Genomic DNA, 17,884 nt, shown 5'->3' on the forward strand with positions numbered 1-17,884 from the left:
GAGGGCGTCTCATGGACCCTGAACTGCACGGCAGGCTCGACGAGTTGCAGCGCGATCCATACCCGCACTACGCGCGCGCCCGGCACTCCGACGGCCTCGTGCACCTCGCCGAGCTGGACGCCTGGCTGGTCGCCCGGGACGCCGACGTACGAGAAGTCCTGCGCCGCCCCGGGGACTTCTCGTCGGCGAACGCGCTGCGGCCGGACGTGCTGCCGTCGCCCGCCGCGCTCGCCGTGCTCGGCGGCGGGTTCGGCGGGCGGCCCGTCGTCGTCACCGCGGACGGGGAGCCGCACCAGCGGCTGCGCGCGCCGATCGTCCGCGGCCTGTCACCGGCGCGCGTCGCCGCCGTGCTGCCGTACGCCGCCGAGCGCGCCGCCACCCTCGTCGACGCGTTCGCCGGGGACGGGGAGGTCGAGCTGATGTCGGCCTACGCGATGCGGCTCCCCGGCGAGGTCATCGGCAGGATCGTCGGCCTCGACCCGGCCGACGTACCCGCCGTCGTCCATGGCGGGTACCGGGCGGAGGAACTGCTCTTCCGCCCGCTGGAGGAGGACGAGCAGGTGGCCGCGGCCGAGGATGTCGTCGCCATGCAGCACATCCTCGACGGCTACGTGCGCGAGCGGCACGCGCACCCCCGCGAGGACCTCTGCACCGAGCTCATCGCCTCTGTCACCACCCCGGGCAAGGGCGAACTCACCCTGGAGCAGCGGCACGAACTCGTCGCACACCTCCAGAACCTGCTCCTCGCCGGACACCTCACCACCACCGCACTGATCGGCACGACCGTCCTGCACCTCCTGCGCCACCGCGCCCAGTGGGAGCTGCTGTGCGCCGAGCCCGGCCGGATCCCGGCGGCGATCGAGGAGGCGGCACGCTACGACACCGCCCTGCAGGGATTCCGCCGCGTCACCACCCGCCCGGTCACCCTCGCGGGCACCGAACTCCCCGCCGGTGCCGCACTGTTCGTGGCCTTCGGCGGGGCGAACCGGGACGCGGTACGGCACCCGCGCCCCGACACCTTCGACATCACCCGCACCCCCGACCGCCACCTCGCCTTCGGGCTGGGCGTGCACAGCTGCCCCGGCTCACAGCTCGCCCGCGAGCAACTACGCCTCACCCTCCAGGAGTTGACCGCCCGACTGCCCGGCCTGCGCCTCGCGGAGGACCACCCGGTCACCATGCGCCCCACGATGATCCACCGCTCCCCGCAGACCCTGCGCCTTCACTGGCCGTAGAAGGTGGCGGGTCGCTCTTGGGCTTACCGGGCCTCAATGGACGGCGGCTGCGGAACGCGTCCCGTGGCGAGGTAGTGGCCGAGCTCCTGGGCGAGATACGGGCACTGGTCCGTGGGGTGGTCGCTCGGGCAGTCCAGCAGATGGGCGAGGTAGGCACGGGCCGCCGTCAGCCGGGCGAGCTGTGCCTCGCATTCGGTGCCGCGCCCCTTCACCGCCGTACGCCAGTCCCCGTCCTTGCCGGTGCCGGCCAGCAGCGCGGAGATCTCCGGCAGGCTCATCAGCGCGGTCCGCTGCAGGAGTTGGATCAGGGGATGATCACGGCAGTGGCGACTCTCGTGGTCGCGGGGCTGCTGATCCCGCTGGCGCGGGAGGGGGCCGCCGTCCCTCCCGCACCGGCGTCGTACGGCCTCAGCAGTCGCGGAACTCCGGCGACTGGTTCAGGATCTGGGCGCGCAGAGAAGTGAAGCGGGTGTACGTCTCACCGCCGCGCGCCTCGGGCGGGAACACGGCGACGCGGTGGCAGTTCTGGAAGGCGAGGGCGACGCCGAAGTGCCGCTCCAGGCTGCCGCGGATCGCGTCGCTGGACAGCGCCCGCAGCAACTGGCCCCGCTCCTTCTCGGAGGGCGGCGGGGTCTGGTTGTCGGCGAACTCGGCCTGACCGGCGCCCAGTTCACCGACCAGCCGGGCGATCAGATCGTAGGCGTACGGCAGGGACGTACGGACCGTATCCACGAAGTCCTCTTCCCGCACCTGGCCGTTCTCGGCTTCGGCGAGCAGCTGCGGGGAGACGTCGAGCGACATGAAGGGGGTGTCCTGTCTGTTGTGCTGGTGGTGGAACACAGAGGTGCGGTGAGGTCAGGCGAAGGCCGCGAGCGCCGCGGGGCCGTGGTCGAACTCGGGGTCGACCTGGTCGGCGAGGTCCCGGCCGGTGGCCTCGTTGGCCCAGGCCGTGGCGTTGCGGAGGTGGAACTCGACGGCATGCCGCTGGAAGGCCGCCCAGTCCTTCGTACGGGCGTCGACGGCGGCCTGCAGCCGCTGCAGCGCCTCGGCGTTGGCGGGCTCCAGCTCGCCCTGGTCGCGGCCCTGTTCCTGGGCGCGGACGAAGGCGGACTGCTCGCAGTGGGCGAGGAGGTCGTCGCCGACGTGCCGGCGCAGGAAGTCCAGGTCGTCCGCGCCGGTGACCTTGTTGCCGACCACGGCGACCGGGATGCCGAACTCGGCCGCGTGGTCGCGGTACTGGCGGTAGACCGAGACGCTCTTCCGGGTCGGCTCGACGACCAGGAACGTCATGTCGAACCGGGTGAACAGCCCCGAGGCGAAGGCGTCCGCCCCGGCCGTCATGTCGACGACGACGTACTCGCCGGGGCCGTCGACCAGATGGTTGAGGTACAGCTCGACCGCGCCCAGCTTGGAGTGGTAGCAGGCCACCCCGAGATCGCTCTCGTCGAAGGCGCCCGTGACCATCAGGGCCACCTCGCCGACCCGCTGGACGTGTCGCGAGTGGATCTCGTCGTCGCCGAGCAGCCGGACCAGCCGGGAGCCGCGCCCGGGCGGCGTGGTCTTCACCATGGCCTCGCGGGACGGGATCCGCGGGTTCGTGCCCCGCAGATAGTCCTTGATCTCACCGGTCCGCGCACTGAGCGGCGGCGCGGCGAAGACCTCGTCCTCGTCGAGCCCGAGGGCGTAGGCCAGGTGCTGGTTGATGTCGCCGTCCATGGCGACGACGGGCGCGCCCGAGCGCGCGAGATGACGGGCGAAGAGTGCGGACAGGGTCGTCTTGCCGCTGCCGCCCTTACCCACGAAGGCCACGCGCATGCCTAACCGCCCCTATTGGAAATGAATGTCATGAACGTAGATTGGTGAGCGCAGGGGGTCGGTGTCAAATCCGCGGACGTTCAACTGAGCGGCGGGCGGAGCGAGTTGAAAATTGGGTAGTAATCCGGGACGGCCCGTCAGGGGAGTCGCACAAGATTGAGCCGGTAGTCCTCTACCTGCGGCAGCTTCATCGCGGCGAGGCCCGTGAGCATCTCCTGGTAGCCGCGCGGCAGTTCGTCGTACATCGCGGACGGCAGGGTGACCAGCGTGTGCGAGGCGAGGACCTGGACCCCGGGGCGCCACTCGGCGAGCCGGGCCGGGTCCGTGCAGTTCCACGTCAGCCGTGCGTCGACCTTGCTGAGCGCGTCGTGCTCGTCCTGGGTGTCGATCATGCCGGGGCCCGTCGTGTCGAAGGCCAGCAGCGAGCCCGGGAAGCGGTCGGCGAGGAGGTCGACGACACGCTGGACGTCCTTCTCCTCCAGATACGGCAGGACGGCCTCGGCGGCGAAGAAGTACGGGCCGTCCGTGGGCAGCGATTCGGCCCAGGACGCGTCCGTCACCGATGCCGGGATCATCGTCCGGCGCGGGGTGTCCGTGAAGAAGGTCCGGCGCAGGTCGACGACGTCGGGCAGATCGAGGTCGAACCACCGGACCCGGCCGTTGTCGACGCGCTCGTACCGCGTGTTGAGGCCGGTGCCGATCTCGACGACGGTGCCCTCGGGGTGTTCGGCGACGAAGTCCCGCACCCAGCGGTCGAACAGACTCGTGCGCAGCACCGAGCCGAGCAGGCTCGGGCCGTCGTCGAAGCGGGCGAAGTCGTAGTCGATCGAGGCGACGATCTCCTCGGCCCGCGCGTCGCGCAGGGCGGGTTCCGGCTTGCGGTTCTCCACCGCGCGGCCGTAGAGCGGGATGAGCAGGGTCTCCTGGACCGTGCCCAGACGTACGGTGTGCTGAGTCATGGCAGCCTCCCGGTTCGGTGTCCGTACCGGGCCGGGCGGTGCCGTGGCTGCGTCCACCGCCCGGCCCGGAGTCAGTGGGCCCCCGCGACCAGTTCGGGGTGCTCTTCGTGCTCGCAGGCATCGTCGATGCCGTACGTCTCCCAGACCGGGAAGGGATCGGTGGCGGGCGGCGCTTCACCGGCCCGCATCAGACAGCCGGACAGCGCGGCCCGCAGCGGCTCGGCCTGCAACTCGGTGCCGATGAAGACCAGTTCCTGCGCGTACGGCGCCTCCTCGTCCCGCGCCGTGGACGGCTCGAAGCGGGCCACCGCACCGGCCTGCGACCACAGCCCCGTCACCTGCGGGCGGCTGGCCAGGGTGAAGAAGCCCTTGGAGCGCAGGACCTCCCCGAAGACACCGCTGTCCAGCTGCTCGCTCACGAAGGTCCACAACCGGCCGGGGTGGAAGGGAAGTTCGGCGCGGAAGACGTAGGAGGAGATGCCGTACTCCTCGGTCTCCGGGACATGGTCGCCGTTCAGCTCCCGGACCCAGCCCGGCGCCTGCTGGGCGCGCTCCAGGTCGAACAGGCCGGTGCCCAGCACCTCGCGGACGTCGACCCGGCCGTGCTCGGCGGGGACGATCCGGGCGGCGGGGTTGAGGCGGGTGAGCGTCGCGCGCAGCCGGTCGGCGGTCGCGGTGTCGACGAGGTCGAGCTTGTTGACGACGATCACATCGGCGAACTCGATCTGGTCCATCAGCAGATCGCTGACGGTGCGCTCGTCGTCCTCGTACTGATCGAGCCCCCGCTCCACCAGTTCGTCGCCGCCCGCCAGTTCGGGCAGGAAGTTCGCGGCGTCCACGACCGTGACCATGGTGTCCAGTCGGGCCAGGTCGCCGAGGGTGGCGCCGTCGTCGCGGGCGAAGGCGAAAGTGGCCGCGACCGGCATCGGCTCCGAGATGCCGGACGACTCGATGAGGAGGTAGTCGAAGCGGCCCTCGCGGGCCAGCCGGTCGACCTCCTCCAGCAGGTCGTCGCGCAGAGTGCAGCAGATGCACCCGTTGGTCATCTCGACCAGGCGCTCCTCGGTCCGCGACAGAGCGGCCTCGCCGCCGCGGACCAGCGCGGCGTCGATGTTGATCTCGCTCATGTCGTTGACGATGACTGCGACCCGCAGGCCCTCGCGGTTGCCGAGGGCATGGTTGAGCAGCGTGGTCTTGCCCGCTCCCAGGAACCCGGACAGCACGGTGACGGGCAGACGGCCGGACGGGTCAAGGGAAGGCATGGCGGTTCTCCTGGGTGGGCGAGCACCGCCACGCTACATGAAAATGGATTCCATTACTACGGGCGAGCGGGCCGCGCCTCCAGTTGTCAGCCGGTGGCAGTGATGTGCTGGAACGCGGTGGCCAGCCTTGCCAGGTCCACGCCTTCGAGGTGGTCGAACAAGTGACGGCGGACGCTCGCGACATGGACGGCCTCGGCCTCGTGCAGGCGGGTCAGGCCGGCGTCCGTGAGGACGGCATTGAAGGAGCGGGCGTCCTGTGCCGACTGCTCGCGCGCCACCAGACCCTCGGTCTCCAGGCGCCGCACGGTGCGGCCGAGGGCGGAGGCCGACTGCTGCACCAGCTCGGCCAGGTCGCTCAGGCGTATGGTGCGCTCGGAGGCCTCGGACAGGAACATCAGCGTGATGTATTCCGTGTGGCTGAGTCCTTGAGCGCGGCGCAGATCCTCGTCGAAGGCCCGCATCAGGGCGGCCATCGCCGGTCGCAGTGCCCGGATCAGCGCCTTCTCCTCTGCTGAGAGTCGGAGCGCCTCGTCGCTGTCGGTCATGTCCTCACTCTAGGCGTTGCTTGCTAGCGCATGCAAGTTTTATAGTTACTCGCGCAAGTAACTAATCTCCTGGTGAGAGGTTGGCCATGGCCACCGAAGAACTGCACCCTCCCGGCGTACTGATCCTGCTGGCAGGCGCATTCCTGCCGATCACGGACTTCTTCATCACCAACGTCGCCCTGCCGAGCATCGACGCGTCCCTGCACGCCTCGACGGCCGCGCTGCAACTGGTGATCGCCGGATACGGGGTCGCCTACGCCGCCCTGCTGGTCCTGGGCGGACGGCTGGGGGACCGCTTCGGCCGGCACCGGCTGTTCCTGGGTGCGCTCGCCGGCTTCGTCCTGGCCTCGCTGGCCTGCGGCCTCGCGCCGGACGTCGAGGCGCTGATCGCGGCCCGGATCGTGCAGGGCGCGACCGCCGCGCTGCTCATCCCGCAGGTCCTCGCGACCTTCCACCACACTCTCGAAGGGGAGCGCAAGGCACGCGCGTTGGCGCTGTACGGGGCGACCTCCGGCATCGCCGCAGTCGTCGGTCAGCTGGTGGGCGGGCTGCTGGTCAGCGCGGACATCGCCGGTACGTCCTGGCGGCCGATCTTCCTGGTCAACGTGCCCATCGGGCTGGCGGTCCTGCTGTTCTCGGCCCGTCTCGTGCCCGCCACCCGGTCCCCGCACCCGGTCGGCATCGATCTGCCCGGCACGGTCCTGTTCGCGGCCACACTTGTCGCCCTGCTCGTCCCGCTGACCGAGGGGCACTCGCTGGGCCGGCCGTGGTGGAGCCGGCTCCTGTTCGCCGTGGCCGTGCTGCTCGGGACCGTCACCTACTGGGTGGAGAAGCGGGCCGAACTCCGCGGTGAGACCCCGTTGCTGCCGCCGTCGCTGCTACGGCTGCCGTCGATGTCCCGGGGGCTGCTCATGGTGTTGGCGTTCAGTATCGGCTTCGGGGCGTTCATGTTCGTCTTCGCGCTGACGATGCAGGACGGGCTGCACACCGACGCCCTGCACAGCGGTCTGGCGATCCTGCCGATGGCCGTGCTGTTCCTCGCCGGATCGGTGCTGGCCCCGCGTCTGATCACCCGCTTCGGCCGGGGCGCCATGTCGGCGGGGGCGGTGGTGCAACTGGCGGGGCTGGCCTGGCTGGTCGCCCTGTTCGTGACGCAGTGGCCGTACGTCGGTCTGTGGGGGCTGGCCGGGCCGCTGGCCCTCGTCGGGGCCGGGCAGTCGATGCTGTTCGCCGGACTGTTCCGCAGTGTCCTCGCCGATGTGCCCGCCCACCTGGGCGGCATTGGCAGCGGGGTGCTCATCACGCTGCAGCAGAGCGGCCTGGCCCTCGGCGTCGCCACGCTCGGCACCCTCTACGTCAGCCTCGCCCCGCACAGCGTCCCGGATGCCTTCGCGGATGTCGAGTACGTGCAGATGGGCATCGTCGCCCTGCTCGCCGTCGGTGTCGCCGCGCTGCCCCGGTTCACCCGGGCCACTGTCGGCGCGCCCGTGGTCGAGGTCTGAGGACACTATGAGGACGTACGACGGCGGTCCCCGCACCCCGGACCGCCAGGCCCACTTCGAACCCGCCCTCGAGCACCTGGACCGCCTCTACTCGGCCGCGTTGCGTATGACCGGCCACCCGGCCGACGCCGAGGACCTGGTCCAGGAGACGTATGCCAGGGCCTACGCCTCGTTCCACCAGTTCCACGACGGCACGAACCTGAAGGCATGGCTGTACCGCATCCTCACCACCACGTTCCTCAACACCTGCCGCAAGCAGCAGCACCGGCCGCGCCGCGACGACGGCACGACGGAGATCGAGGACTGGCAGCTGGCGCGCGCCGCATCGCATGCGTCGACGGGGCTGCGGTCCGCCGAGTCGGAGGCGCTCGACCACATCCCCGACGCCGACGTCGAGGCGGCGCTGCGGGCCATACCGGAGGACTTCCGGGTCGCCGTGTATCTCGCCTACGTCGAGGGCTTCGCCGTCCGGGAGATCGCTGACATCATGCGGACGCCGGTCGGCACGGTGCTGTCCCGGCTGCACCGCGGGCGTACCCAACTGCGCGCACTGCTGGCGGAGTACGCCCGCGAGCACCGGCTCGGGAACGAGGAGCCGGTCAGGCCCGGGCCTCCCGCGCGACGGCCGTGCCCGCCCGGAGCGCGGCGACGGGATCGGCCGCCTCGTCCAGTTCGATGAGGACGATGCCGGCGCCGGGCGTGCGGGACATGGCGTCGGCCCATCCTCTCCAGTCCACGATGCCGGTGCCCAATTCGGCCATGTAGGGCTGCTGTTGGGCGAAGACCGTTTCGTCGATGGTCAGGTGGACGTCGATCGGCTTGACCGCGTCCTTCCAGTGCGCCAGCGCGATGCGCTGCGCATGGCGACGTGCCACGGCGACCGGGTCGCCTCCGCCGAGCGCGATATGGCAGGAGTCAGGGCACAGCCACGCGTACCGTGGATCGGTCAGCGCCATGAACAGGTCGATGTCGCGCTCGTACCAGAGCGTGCTGTTCGACTCCGTGTGGAAGGCGAGCTTCACCCCGTGCCGGGCGACGGCCTCGCCGACCGCATGGGCGATGTCGGCCATCCGCGTCATATAGGCGGCGTCGACGAAGAAGGGCGGGCGCGTGCCGAACGTCGTTCGCATGGGCAGTCCGGCGACGAGAAGTTCGGCTCCCATGTCGGCGAGGAAGGCCGCGCGTCGCTCGGCGTCGGCGACGATCGCGGGCAGGTTCTCGGTGTCCCGCCAGTCGGGGGCGTCGCTCCCGGCGATGAACGCGCTCACGACGGACAGGCCCCGGGCCTGAAGCGCGCGGCGGAACGCCGGTGCGCTGCCGAAGGAACGGAGCGCCGAGTCGATGTCGCCCGGCGCGAAGGTCAACTCGATGCCGGTGACGCCGGCCTCGGCCAGCGCGTCCATCACCCGTTCCCAGAAGCTCTCAGGGTTCGCCGAGGCCCAGGCGCGCACGGCGTCCGCGGATTCGAGTCCCCAGAAGTCCGGGTGGTAGAAGGTGATGATGTCGGTCGCGAACCGCGGTGTCATACGGCACCTCCGCGCGCGTTGTAGACGACGGCACCCTCGGTGTCGACAACGGCTCGGTAGTTCCGGAACACGGCGAGCGCCTCGTCCCGGAGCACATCCCGTACGACCCCGATGCCGCGGGCCTCGAACTGCTCGGCCCAGTCCGCGCCCAGCGGGCCTTCGTCGAACGTGGTGATCTCCTCCAGCTCCGGGCCCTCGCCGGCGACCACGAGGCCGCGCACCCCGGACCACATCGTCGCGCCGTAACACTGCACGCACGGACGCCAGTTCACCACCAGCTCGTGGCTCGGCAGGCCGGGGCCGCCGAGGTCCCAGCCGCCGGTCGCCAGCTGGGCGAGGCCCAGCGCGACGACCTCGGCGTGCGCGCTCGAGACCCCGGAGGTGAGCACGACGTTCACGCCGACGGAGACGATCCGGCCGGTGTCCCGCTCGGCGACGAGTGCCGCGAACGGGCCGCCGTTGCCCTCGCGCCAGTTGCGGTCGGCGAGGCGGTGCACGAGGCGCATCCGCTCGTCGTGGCCGAGGAGGACGGAGGGCACGTCGGCCAGCTCGTCGTCGATCCACGTCGGCAGTGCCACGCGGTATTCCTTCGCGATGTCGATCATGACTGAACTCCTGTGAGTGCGTGGCGCTCGGCGACGGCGCGTGCGGCCCGCACCGCCGTCACCGCGCCCGTCAGTGTGACGTTGGCGGCCATCGCCGTCGGGATCACCCCGTTGCCGGCGAGGTACAGGTTGTCGAAGCCCCACACCCTGCCGTCCGGGTCGCACACGCTGGTGCCGTCGTCGGCGGTGCCGGACCGGACGGTGCCGGTCAGGTGCAGGGACGAGCCCGGCGGAAGCAGCGCGCGTTCGGTTCGCGGATCGAACGGGCCGAACTCCTCGGCGAGCGACCCGACTTCGGCCAGCGCCCGTCGTATCAGCGCGCGGTCGGCGTCGGAGTAGCCGAACTCGACACCGATCCGCGGCATACCGGCGAGGTCGGTCTCGGTGTCGGAGAACACCAGCCGGTTCTCGGGGCGTGTCTCGACGGGGACGTACAGCGAGAGGCCTACGGAATGTGCGAGAGGGCGGCCCCTGTCGTCGACGTACGTCCGGTTCATGATCTGTCCGTGGAACGGCTGTGCCGCGCCGTTCCGCGGCAGCCAGAGGGAGTCCGTGCAGAACTCGCCCGTGCGCGGCAGGGGCAGGGCGTCCAGGGCGAGGCCGAACCGGTCGAGGTCGAGCAGCACGCGGGCGGTGACGAAGGCGTGCTCGTTGAGGTGGCGGCCGAGCGCTTCGGGCCGTATGCCCGAGGCGAACAGCAGCTGCGGGGTGCGCAGCGCGTCGGCGCACACCACCACGGCGGCCGCGCGGAGTTCGGACTCGGCGCCGTCGGCGACCCGACGCAGCCGGGCGCCGGTGATCCGGCCGTCCGGCGCGAGGAGGGACGTCACGAGCGTGCCGGTGACCAAGGTGAAGGCCGGGTCGCCGCTGGTCGCGAGCGGGGGGAAGACCGTCCCGGGAGCGGTGCGGGGCAGGGGGCCCGATGCGGACGCGGTGACGGCCATGGGCATCGGCTGCGGGCCGCGGTCGTCCGGTCCCGTCCCGTCGTACCGTCGACGCAGTACGTCGAGTACCAGTCGGCCGGCCTCCGTCGGACCGATCGGGGAGGGGGTCACCGCGAGCGCCCGGCGCGCGGTGTCCAGATCCGCCGCCCAGCGCGCCGGGTCGCCGAAGTCGAACACCTCGTCTCCCGCGGGCCACGGTGTGGCGGCGGTCCAGTGCACGCCCATGCCGCCCGCGTTCCAGGCGAGCGCCGTCGCGGGCATTGCCTCGGCGTCCTCGCCGAAGGCGAGCGCGTGGAACATGCCGGGCGGCAGATCGGTGAGGCTGCCGGCCACGTCGCGCACCACTTCGGCGCCCGTGTACATGCCCTGGATGCCGGTGGTGACCTGTTCGTTGTGGCGCGACCACAGCACCGGGTCGTCCACGTCGTGCAGATGACGGCCGGGGACCTCGCCGATCGCGGTGCCGCCGTCGACCATCGTGATGCGCAGCGCCGGATCGGTGTCGCGCAGCAGTCGGGCCACGACGGATCCCATGATGCCGCTGCCGACGACGAGGACGTCGGTGCGCGGGGTGTCGGTCAAGGAATGCTCCTGTCTTGCACAAGGGGCCGAGTGAGGGGGCGTACGCGATCACGCACGGGGGATCAGCGGGCCGAACAGCTCGGTGTCCATGCGGTCCAGCGCCAGCTTGACGGCGCCGATCAGCGGGGCGTCGCGGCCCAGGCCGGTGGCGCGCAGCTCGACCGCGGGGGTGCGGGCACGGCGCAACGCCTCGCGCACCCGGGGCAGCAGCACATCGGCCGCGTCCTCCAGACCGCCGCCGAGCACGATCAGTGAGGGTGCGATCGTCCACGACAGGGTGGTGAGGATGGAGGCGATGTTCCTCACGAACTCGTCGACCTCCGCGAGCGCGGTCGCCTCGCCGGAGCGAGCCGCGTCGAACCGGCCGAGTGCGACGCCGCGTTGGGCCGGCTCCGGTGAGGTCAGCCCGGCGACGGGGTGGTTCTCGACCGAGCCCGTCGGCATCGACACCGCTTCGACGATTTCACCGGCGGCGCCGTCGAGACCGCGGTGTACGGCCCCACGGATGAGGATGCCGAGACCGGTGCGGTTCCCGAGCACCGCCCAGACGACGTTGTCGTGGTCGCCGGCCACACCGCGCCAACGCTCCGCGAGGGCACCGAGGTTGGAGTCGTTGTCGGCGAACCAGGGCACAGGGATGCGGTGCGCGAGTTCATCGGGCAGGCGCACGCCTTCCCAGCGCGTCGTGTGCACCAGGCGCCGTACGATTCCGTCGTCGTCGATGGCACCGCCGGCCGCGACCGCACCGGCCCGCAGCCGGTCCTCCGAACCGCCCGCGTCGTCGAGCGCGGCCCGCACCAGCGCCGCGACGTCGTCGAGGGTGACCTGCGGATCCTGGTAGGCGCGCAGCGGTCGGTGCGCGCGGCCGAGGACACGGCCGCGTACGTCGGCGACGGCCGCCGACGCATCCGAGGTGGTGATGCGCACCGCGGCCAGCAGGGCGTGCTCGGCCCGCAGTTCGTACCGCCGGGCGGGGCGCCCGGCACCGCCGCTCGTCGGAACCCGGTCCAGCTCGATCACCCAGCCCGCCTCGACGAGCGAGTCGAGGATCAGCTCGATGGTGCGGCGGGAGAGACCGGCCTGCTCGGCGAGCGCGGTCAACGTCGTCGGCTCGGCCGACACCGCCAGCGCGCGCAGGATGACGGAGGTGTTGACCCGTCGTACGGCGCTCTGGTTCAGGCCGTTCATGCCGGTGGTCGGCGCGGCCCGCGTCACCGCATGCCCGTTCCGGAGATGCCCTGCACGAAGTAGCGCTGCAGGAACAGGAAGAGGACGAGCACGGGCAGCATCACGACGATCGCGCCGGCCAGCATCAGGCCGTAGTCGGTGACGTGTGCCGCGGCCTGACTGGTGGCGGCGAGGCCCACCGGCAGCGTGTAGCTGGACATGCTCTGGGCGACGATGAGTGGCCAGATGAAGTTGTTCCACGAGGTGAGGAACGACATGATCGTGATCGTCGCGACCGCGGGGCCGGCCAGCGGCAGGAAGATCCGGAAGAAGATCCGGAACTCGCCCGCGCCGTCGATCCGCGCCGCTTCGAGGAGTTCGTCGGGAACCGACATCGCGTACTGCCGCATGATGAACACCGACAGCGGCAGTGCCATGCCGGGCAGGGCGATTCCGGCGAGGGTGTCCGCCAGGCCCAGGTCGACGGTGATCACGAACTGCGGGACGAACACCGCGGTGAGCGGAACCATCAGTGCCGCCATGACCGCGCCGAACGCGATCCGCCTGCCCGCGAAGTCGAGCTTGGCGAGCGCGTAGCCGGCGGCCGAGGCCGTCACGATGTTGCCGGCCACCACGAGGGCCGCGACCACGATGCTGTTGACCATGAACCGGCCGAAACCTTCGGTGCTGAACAGCCGTACGAAGTTGTCGAAGGTGACGTCGTGGGGGAGCCAGGCGCCGGGGTCGGAGCGGATCTCGTCGAGACTGCGCAGCGAGCCGCTGATCACCCAGAGGAACGGCAGCATCGTGAGCAGCGCGCACAGCACCAGCGCGCCGTACAGCAGCGGCCGGGAGACGGACCGACGGCGCACGGCGATCCGGCCGGTGGTCAGGTGAGCGTCTTCGAACGCGGCGACGGCGGTCATGTGCGGGACCTCAGCAGTCGGAACTGGACTAGACTCACCACGGCCACGAGCACGAGCATCACGAAGGACGCGGCGGACGACATCCCCAACTCCCCCGCCCCGAACTGGTGGTAGGTGTACAGCGCCACGGACTCGGTGGAACCGAGCGGGCCGCCGTCCGTGAGCAGATACGGCTCGTCGAACACCTGGAGGAAGAAGACGGTCAGCAGCACCGAGACCAGCAGGAGGGTGGGCAGCAGCAGTGGCAGGGTGATGTGCCTCAACTGCCGCCACCGGCCCGCCCCGTCGAGCGCGGCGGCCTCGTACACGTCTCGGGGAATCGCCTGCAGACCGGCGAGGAACAGCACCATCGCGATGCCGAAGTTGCGCCAGATGCCCAGCAGGATGACCACGGGCATGGCCAGGTTCGGGTCGTCCAGCCAGTTCGGTCCGGCGAAGCCGACGGCGCCGAGCACCTTGTTGACGGTGCCGCCGTCGTTGAAGGCGTACTGCCAGATCAGGGCGACCGCCACGACGTTGGTGACGACCGGTGCGAAGAAGACCGTGCGGAACACTCCGCGCAGTCGCCGGATGCCGGAATTCAGCGCCAGGGCCAGCGCGAACCCGGTCCCCATGGTCAGCGGCACGCCGACGGCCACGAAGACGGCGGTGTTCACGAGGTCCCGCAGGAAACTCTGGTCCCGGAACAGCCGGAGATAGTTCTCCACACCCGTGAAGTCGACCGCGAACGGATGCCGCAGATCCGTGCCCCGCAGATCGGTGAGGCTGAACCCGAGCGCGGCGACGGTGGGGAGCGCCGTGTAGAGCAGGAAGACGACGGTGAACGGTGCCAGGAACAGCCAGGCGACAGCCGTTCGCCGGGCGCCGCCGCCCCGGCGGCGGCGCACGTTGACGATGCCGGTGGTCATCCGTGGATCACTCCGCACCGGTGCCGACGCTCTCGGCGTACGCCTGCACGTTCGCGGCGGCCTTCTCCGCGCTCTCCGTGCCCTTGGCCACGGCCTCGATCTCCTTGCCCAGCCGGGTCGCTACCTGCTGCCAGGTGGTCACCTGGGGGAACGCCCGGGTGTTCTTCATCTGCGTGAAGAAGGCGTCCAGCAGCGGCTGGTCCGCGATGGCCGGGTCGTCCCAGGCGGAGATGACGGCCGGCAGCGAGCTGTATGCCTTGTACTGCGCGACCTGGGTGCTCGGCTCCGCGAGGTGGCGGACGAACTTCCAGGACGTGTCCGCGTTGTCGCTGTCGGCGAGTACGCCCCAACTGCCCCCGGCGGAGAAGGAGGCGCCGCTCGAGTCCCCGGCCGGCAGGGGCGCGGTGGCGACGTGGGACGCCGTCCAGCCGTCGTTGCCCGCGGCCTTGTCGAGCTGGCCGATGACCCAAGGGCCCGTGATCATCGAAGCGGTCTTGCCGGAGGTGAAGTACGGCTGGGCGTCCAGGAAGGTGGGCGTGCTGGTGTCGGCGGCGCCCGAGGTGAAGAACGACGCGTTGTACTTGATCGCCTCGGCCATCTCCGGTGTGTCCAGGGTCCACTTGCCGTCGGAGGAGAACAGCGAGCCGCCGGCCTGCCAGGCGTACATCGCGACGTCCTGGCCGTTGAAGTTGTCCCAGCCGATGTCGGCCCCGAGGCCACGTACCGCGCCGGCGTCCTGCATCGCCTTCAGGAAGGGAACCGTGTCCGTCCATGTCGTCGGCGCCTTCACGCCCGCCTTGTCGGCGAGGTCGGAGCGGTAGACGAGCGCGTAGGTGTAGGCGTACCAGGGGACCGTATAGGCCACGTTCTTCGCGACACCGGCGTCCCAGAGACTCTTGAAGAAGCTGCCCTTGTCGACGAGTCCGTCCGGCACGGGCCGCAGGATCGACGGGTCGAGGAACTGCGCCTGCGACTCGGGGAAGAACTGGGCGACATCGGGTCCCTTGCCCGCCGCGACCGCCGACTGGAGCTTGGTGTAGTACTCGCCGTTCGGGATCAGCGTGAAATTGACCTTGACGTCGGGGTTGTCGGCCTTGAAGGGCTCGATGACCTTCTCGAGCACATCGGCGTCGCCCTGGGCGGCCCAGACATCGACGCTGCCGGTGGCCGGAGAGTCGTCGACGGGCTCGGCGGTGCCCGTCGCGGCGGTGTCACCGCCGCGCCCGCAGCCCGCAAGGGCGAAGGTGCAGATGAGCGCTATACCGGCGGTCAGCCGAAGGGCGCCGCGGCGCAGGGAATGGGGCACGCGGGGGCTCCTGTCTCCTGAAGGCACTGAGGGCAGAGGTGCGATTCCAGGAAGGTATGGAGCGCGCATTTCGGCCAAGTGGCGCACCCGTCACGAATAATTTCGGAACTTGTAGCGAAATCCATTCGTCCCGATATGCGCATTCACCTCTGCTGCGGGGTCGTGCGCTGAACCCGGCCGGGGCGCGCGGTGCGGCCCCGGCCGGTGGGAGGCAGGTCGTCAGGGCGTGGGCAGTTCGGCGCGGACCGTGTGGGCCGCGGCGACCAGGTTCTCCAGCGAGGCACGGGTCTCCGGCCAGGCGCGGGTCTTCAGGCCGCAGTCGGGGTTGACCCACAGCCGGTCGGCGGGGATCGCCTTCAGGCCGGTGCGCAGGAGTTCGGCCGCCTCCTCGGCGCTCGGCACGCGCGGGGAGTGGATGTCGTACACGCCGGGTCCGGCCTCGCGCGGATAGCCGTGGCCGGCGAGTTCGCGGGCGACCTGCATATGGGAGCGGGCCGCCTCCAGGCTGATGACGTCCGCGTCGAGGTCGTCGATGGCCTGGACGATGTCGCCGAACTCGGCATAGCACATGTGGGTGTGGATCTGCGTGTCCGGGCGCACGCCGCTGGTGGTGAGGCGGAACGCCTCCGTGGCCCAGGCCAGGTAGGCGCGGTGGTCGGCGGCGCGCAGCGGCAGGGTCTCGCGCAGGGCCGGTTCGTCGACCTGGATCACCGAAGTGCCCGCCGCCTCAAGGTCGTTCACCTCGTCGCGAAGCGCCAGCGCGACCTGTCGGGCCGTCTCGCCGAGCGGCTGGTCGTCGCGGACGAAGGACCAGGCGAGCATGGTGACCGGGCCGGTGAGCATGCCCTTGACGGGGCGCGAGGTGAGGGACTGGGCATACGTCGTCCAGCGCACCGTCATCGGCTCGGGACGGGAGATGTCGCCGGCCAGGATCGGCGGGCGGACGTAGCGGGTGCCGTAGGACTGGACCCAGCCGTGCTGGGTGGCGAGGTAGCCGGTGAGCTGCTCGGCGAAGTACTGGACCATGTCGTTGCGTTCGGGCTCGCCGTGCACCAGGACGTCAAGCCCGGTCTTCTCCTGGAAGGAGATCACCTCCTGGATCTCCGCCCTGATCCGCTCCTCGTAGCCGGCCGTGTCGATCCGGCCCGCTTTCAAGTGCGCGCGTGCCGTGCGCAGTTCGCCGGTCTGCGGGAACGAGCCGATGGTGGTGGTCGGCAGTGGCGGCAGGCCGAGGTGGGCCCGCTGGGCGGCGGCCCGCTCGGCGTACGGCTGGGAGCGGCGGGCGTCGGCCGCGGTGACGGCCGTGGCGCGGTCCCGTACGGCCGGGTCGCGGGTGATGGGGGAGTGGGCGCGGGAGGCCAGGTCGGCGCGGTTGGCGGCGAGTTCGGCGGTGATCGCGTCGGTGCCGTGGGCGAGGCCCTCGGCGAGGGTGACGATCTCGGCGGTCTTCTGCCGGGCGAAGGCGAGCCAGCGCAGGATCTGCGGCTCGATGTCCCGCTCGGCCGCCGTGTCGAGGGGGACGTGCAGCAGGGAGCAGGAGGCCGCGACGTCGACCCGATCGGCCAGGCCCAGCAGGGTGCCGAGCGTGGCGAGCGACGCCGACAGGTCGTTGACCCAGATGTTGCGGCCGTTGACCACGCCGGCGACCAGCCGCTTGCCGGGCAGCCCGCCGACCGCGGCGAGGTCGTCCAGGTTGGCGGCGGCGGCCTCGGTGAAGTCCAGCGCGAGCCCGTCGACCGGGGCCTTGGCCAGCACCGGCAGCGCATCGCCGAGCCGGTCGAAGTACGAGGCGACCAGCAGCCTCGGCCGGCCGGTGAGGGCGCCGAGATCCCGGTACGCCCGCTCGGCGGCGCCCAGTTCGGCCGGGGTGCGGTCCTGGATGAGGGCGGGCTCGTCCAGCGGCACCCACTCGGCGCCGGCGGCGCGCAGGTCGGCGAGGACCTCGGCGTACACCGGCAGCAGCCGGTCGAGGAGGGTGATCGGGTCGAAGTCGGCGGCCACGCCGGGTGCGGGCTTGGCGAGCAGGAGGTAGGTGACGGGGCCGACCAGGACCGGTCGGGCCGCCGTCAGTCCGAGGGCGAGGGCTTCCTTCAGCTCGGTGACCTGCTTGGCGGAGTTCGCGGTGAACACCGTGTCCGGGCCCAACTCCGGCACCAGGTAGTGGTAGTTGGTGTCGAACCACTTCGTCATCTCCAGCGGCGCCACGTCCTGGGTGCCGCGCGCCATGGCGAAGTAGCCGTCCAGGGCGTCCGCTTCGACTGCGGGCCGGTGCCGCTCGGGGATCGCGCCGACCATGACGGTGGTGTCGAGGACGTGGTCGTAGTACGAGAAGTCACCGGTCGGCACCTCGTGGATGCCGGCCCCGGCCAGTTGCCGCCAGTTGCCGCTGCGCAGTTCGGCGGCGGTGGCGCGGAGGGCGTCGGCGGTGACGCGGCCCTTCCAGTAGCCCTCGATCGCCTTCTTCAGTTGCCGGTGCTGTCCCTGGCGGGGGTAGCCGTACACGGTGGCCCGTGCTGCCGCGGCTGCGGGCTTGCCTGTCACGGAGATCTCCTTCGCGAGATGAATCCCTGAGATCCCGGAGACGGGACGAGAACGCGAAGGG

17 protein-coding genes are annotated in these 17,884 nt (G+C 71.0%); 3 read left to right on the plus strand and 14 right to left on the minus strand.

Annotated features, from left to right (window positions below):
• Positions 1-11 precede the first annotated feature (11 nt).
• A complete protein-coding gene (locus ACTWQO_RS13750; protein WP_443237567.1) occupies positions 12-1,235 on the plus strand; it encodes a cytochrome P450 in 1,224 nt (407 codons plus the stop codon).
• 23 nt (positions 1,236-1,258) lie between these two features.
• Here ACTWQO_RS13750 and ACTWQO_RS13755 read toward each other — a convergent pair whose 3' ends face one another.
• The 6 genes from ACTWQO_RS13755 to ACTWQO_RS13780 all read right to left on the minus strand — a co-directional run bounded on the left by ACTWQO_RS13755 (position 1,259) and on the right by ACTWQO_RS13780 (position 5,816).
• Entirely contained in the window at positions 1,259-1,513 is a 255-nt protein-coding gene (locus tag ACTWQO_RS13755; RefSeq protein WP_443237568.1) for a hypothetical protein, read from the minus strand.
• A 130-nt stretch (positions 1,514-1,643) separates the two neighbouring features.
• Positions 1,644-2,036: an SCO5389 family protein gene (locus ACTWQO_RS13760; RefSeq protein WP_328354039.1), complete on the minus strand. Its 393-nt coding sequence runs from the start codon at positions 2,034-2,036 to the stop codon at positions 1,644-1,646.
• A 54-nt stretch (positions 2,037-2,090) separates the two neighbouring features.
• Positions 2,091-3,050: a nucleotide-binding protein gene (locus tag ACTWQO_RS13765; RefSeq protein ID WP_443237569.1), complete on the minus strand. Its 960-nt coding sequence runs from the start codon at positions 3,048-3,050 to the stop codon at positions 2,091-2,093.
• 137 nt (positions 3,051-3,187) lie between these two features.
• A complete protein-coding gene (locus tag ACTWQO_RS13770) occupies positions 3,188-4,009 on the minus strand; it encodes a class I SAM-dependent methyltransferase (RefSeq protein WP_443237570.1) in 822 nt (273 codons plus the stop codon).
• A gap of 71 nt (positions 4,010-4,080) precedes the next feature.
• Positions 4,081-5,271, minus strand: a complete 1,191-nt coding sequence (locus ACTWQO_RS13775; protein ID WP_443237571.1) for a GTP-binding protein — start codon at positions 5,269-5,271, stop codon at positions 4,081-4,083.
• A gap of 86 nt (positions 5,272-5,357) precedes the next feature.
• Positions 5,358-5,816 carry a MarR family winged helix-turn-helix transcriptional regulator gene (locus tag ACTWQO_RS13780; protein ID WP_443237572.1) on the minus strand — a complete coding sequence of 153 codons (459 nt, stop codon included), beginning with the start codon at positions 5,814-5,816 and terminating at the stop codon, positions 5,358-5,360.
• An 86-nt stretch (positions 5,817-5,902) separates the two neighbouring features.
• Between ACTWQO_RS13780 and ACTWQO_RS13785 the strand changes: the two genes are divergently transcribed.
• Both ACTWQO_RS13785 and ACTWQO_RS13790 read left to right on the plus strand, forming a co-directional pair.
• Complete coding sequence (locus tag ACTWQO_RS13785) at positions 5,903-7,318, plus strand: MFS transporter (RefSeq protein ID WP_443237573.1); 1,416 nt, start codon at positions 5,903-5,905, stop codon at positions 7,316-7,318.
• Complete coding sequence (locus tag ACTWQO_RS13790) at positions 7,200-7,997, plus strand: sigma-70 family RNA polymerase sigma factor (RefSeq protein WP_443237574.1); 798 nt, start codon at positions 7,200-7,202, stop codon at positions 7,995-7,997. Before ACTWQO_RS13785 ends, ACTWQO_RS13790 begins: the two co-directional genes overlap by 119 nt.
• Here the strand turns inward: ACTWQO_RS13790 and ACTWQO_RS13795 are convergent.
• From ACTWQO_RS13795 to metE, 8 genes are all read right to left on the minus strand, one after another.
• Positions 7,918-8,844, minus strand: coding sequence for a sugar phosphate isomerase/epimerase family protein (locus ACTWQO_RS13795; protein ID WP_443237575.1), 927 nt, complete (start codon positions 8,842-8,844; stop codon positions 7,918-7,920). The two genes, ACTWQO_RS13790 and ACTWQO_RS13795, sit on opposite strands and share 80 nt — an antisense overlap.
• Entirely contained in the window at positions 8,841-9,449 is a 609-nt protein-coding gene (locus ACTWQO_RS13800; RefSeq protein WP_443237576.1) for a nucleoside deaminase, read from the minus strand. The genes ACTWQO_RS13795 and ACTWQO_RS13800 overlap by 4 nt, the downstream gene beginning before the upstream one ends.
• The gene (locus ACTWQO_RS13805; protein ID WP_443237577.1) at positions 9,446-10,975 is read right to left on the minus strand and encodes a GMC oxidoreductase; all 1,530 of its coding nucleotides are present in this window, start codon (positions 10,973-10,975) and stop codon (positions 9,446-9,448) included. Before ACTWQO_RS13805 ends, ACTWQO_RS13800 begins: the two co-directional genes overlap by 4 nt.
• A gap of 48 nt (positions 10,976-11,023) precedes the next feature.
• Positions 11,024-12,163, minus strand: a complete 1,140-nt coding sequence (locus ACTWQO_RS13810; RefSeq protein WP_443237738.1) for an ROK family protein — start codon at positions 12,161-12,163, stop codon at positions 11,024-11,026.
• 23 nt (positions 12,164-12,186) lie between these two features.
• Positions 12,187-13,068 carry a carbohydrate ABC transporter permease gene (locus ACTWQO_RS13815; protein ID WP_443237578.1) on the minus strand — a complete coding sequence of 294 codons (882 nt, stop codon included), beginning with the start codon at positions 13,066-13,068 and terminating at the stop codon, positions 12,187-12,189.
• Entirely contained in the window at positions 13,065-13,976 is a 912-nt protein-coding gene (locus ACTWQO_RS13820) for a carbohydrate ABC transporter permease (protein WP_443237579.1), read from the minus strand. The genes ACTWQO_RS13815 and ACTWQO_RS13820 overlap by 4 nt, the downstream gene beginning before the upstream one ends.
• Before the next feature lie 7 nt (positions 13,977-13,983).
• A complete protein-coding gene (locus ACTWQO_RS13825) occupies positions 13,984-15,282 on the minus strand; it encodes an extracellular solute-binding protein (protein WP_443237580.1) in 1,299 nt (432 codons plus the stop codon).
• A 219-nt stretch (positions 15,283-15,501) separates the two neighbouring features.
• The gene (gene metE / locus ACTWQO_RS13830) at positions 15,502-17,823 is read right to left on the minus strand and encodes a 5-methyltetrahydropteroyltriglutamate--homocysteine S-methyltransferase (protein ID WP_443237581.1); all 2,322 of its coding nucleotides are present in this window, start codon (positions 17,821-17,823) and stop codon (positions 15,502-15,504) included.
• Between the last annotated feature and the right edge of the window lie 61 nt (positions 17,824-17,884).

Source organism: Streptomyces sp. 4N124 (assembly GCF_052245395.1).
Taxonomy (GTDB): domain Bacteria; phylum Actinomycetota; class Actinomycetes; order Streptomycetales; family Streptomycetaceae; genus Streptomyces.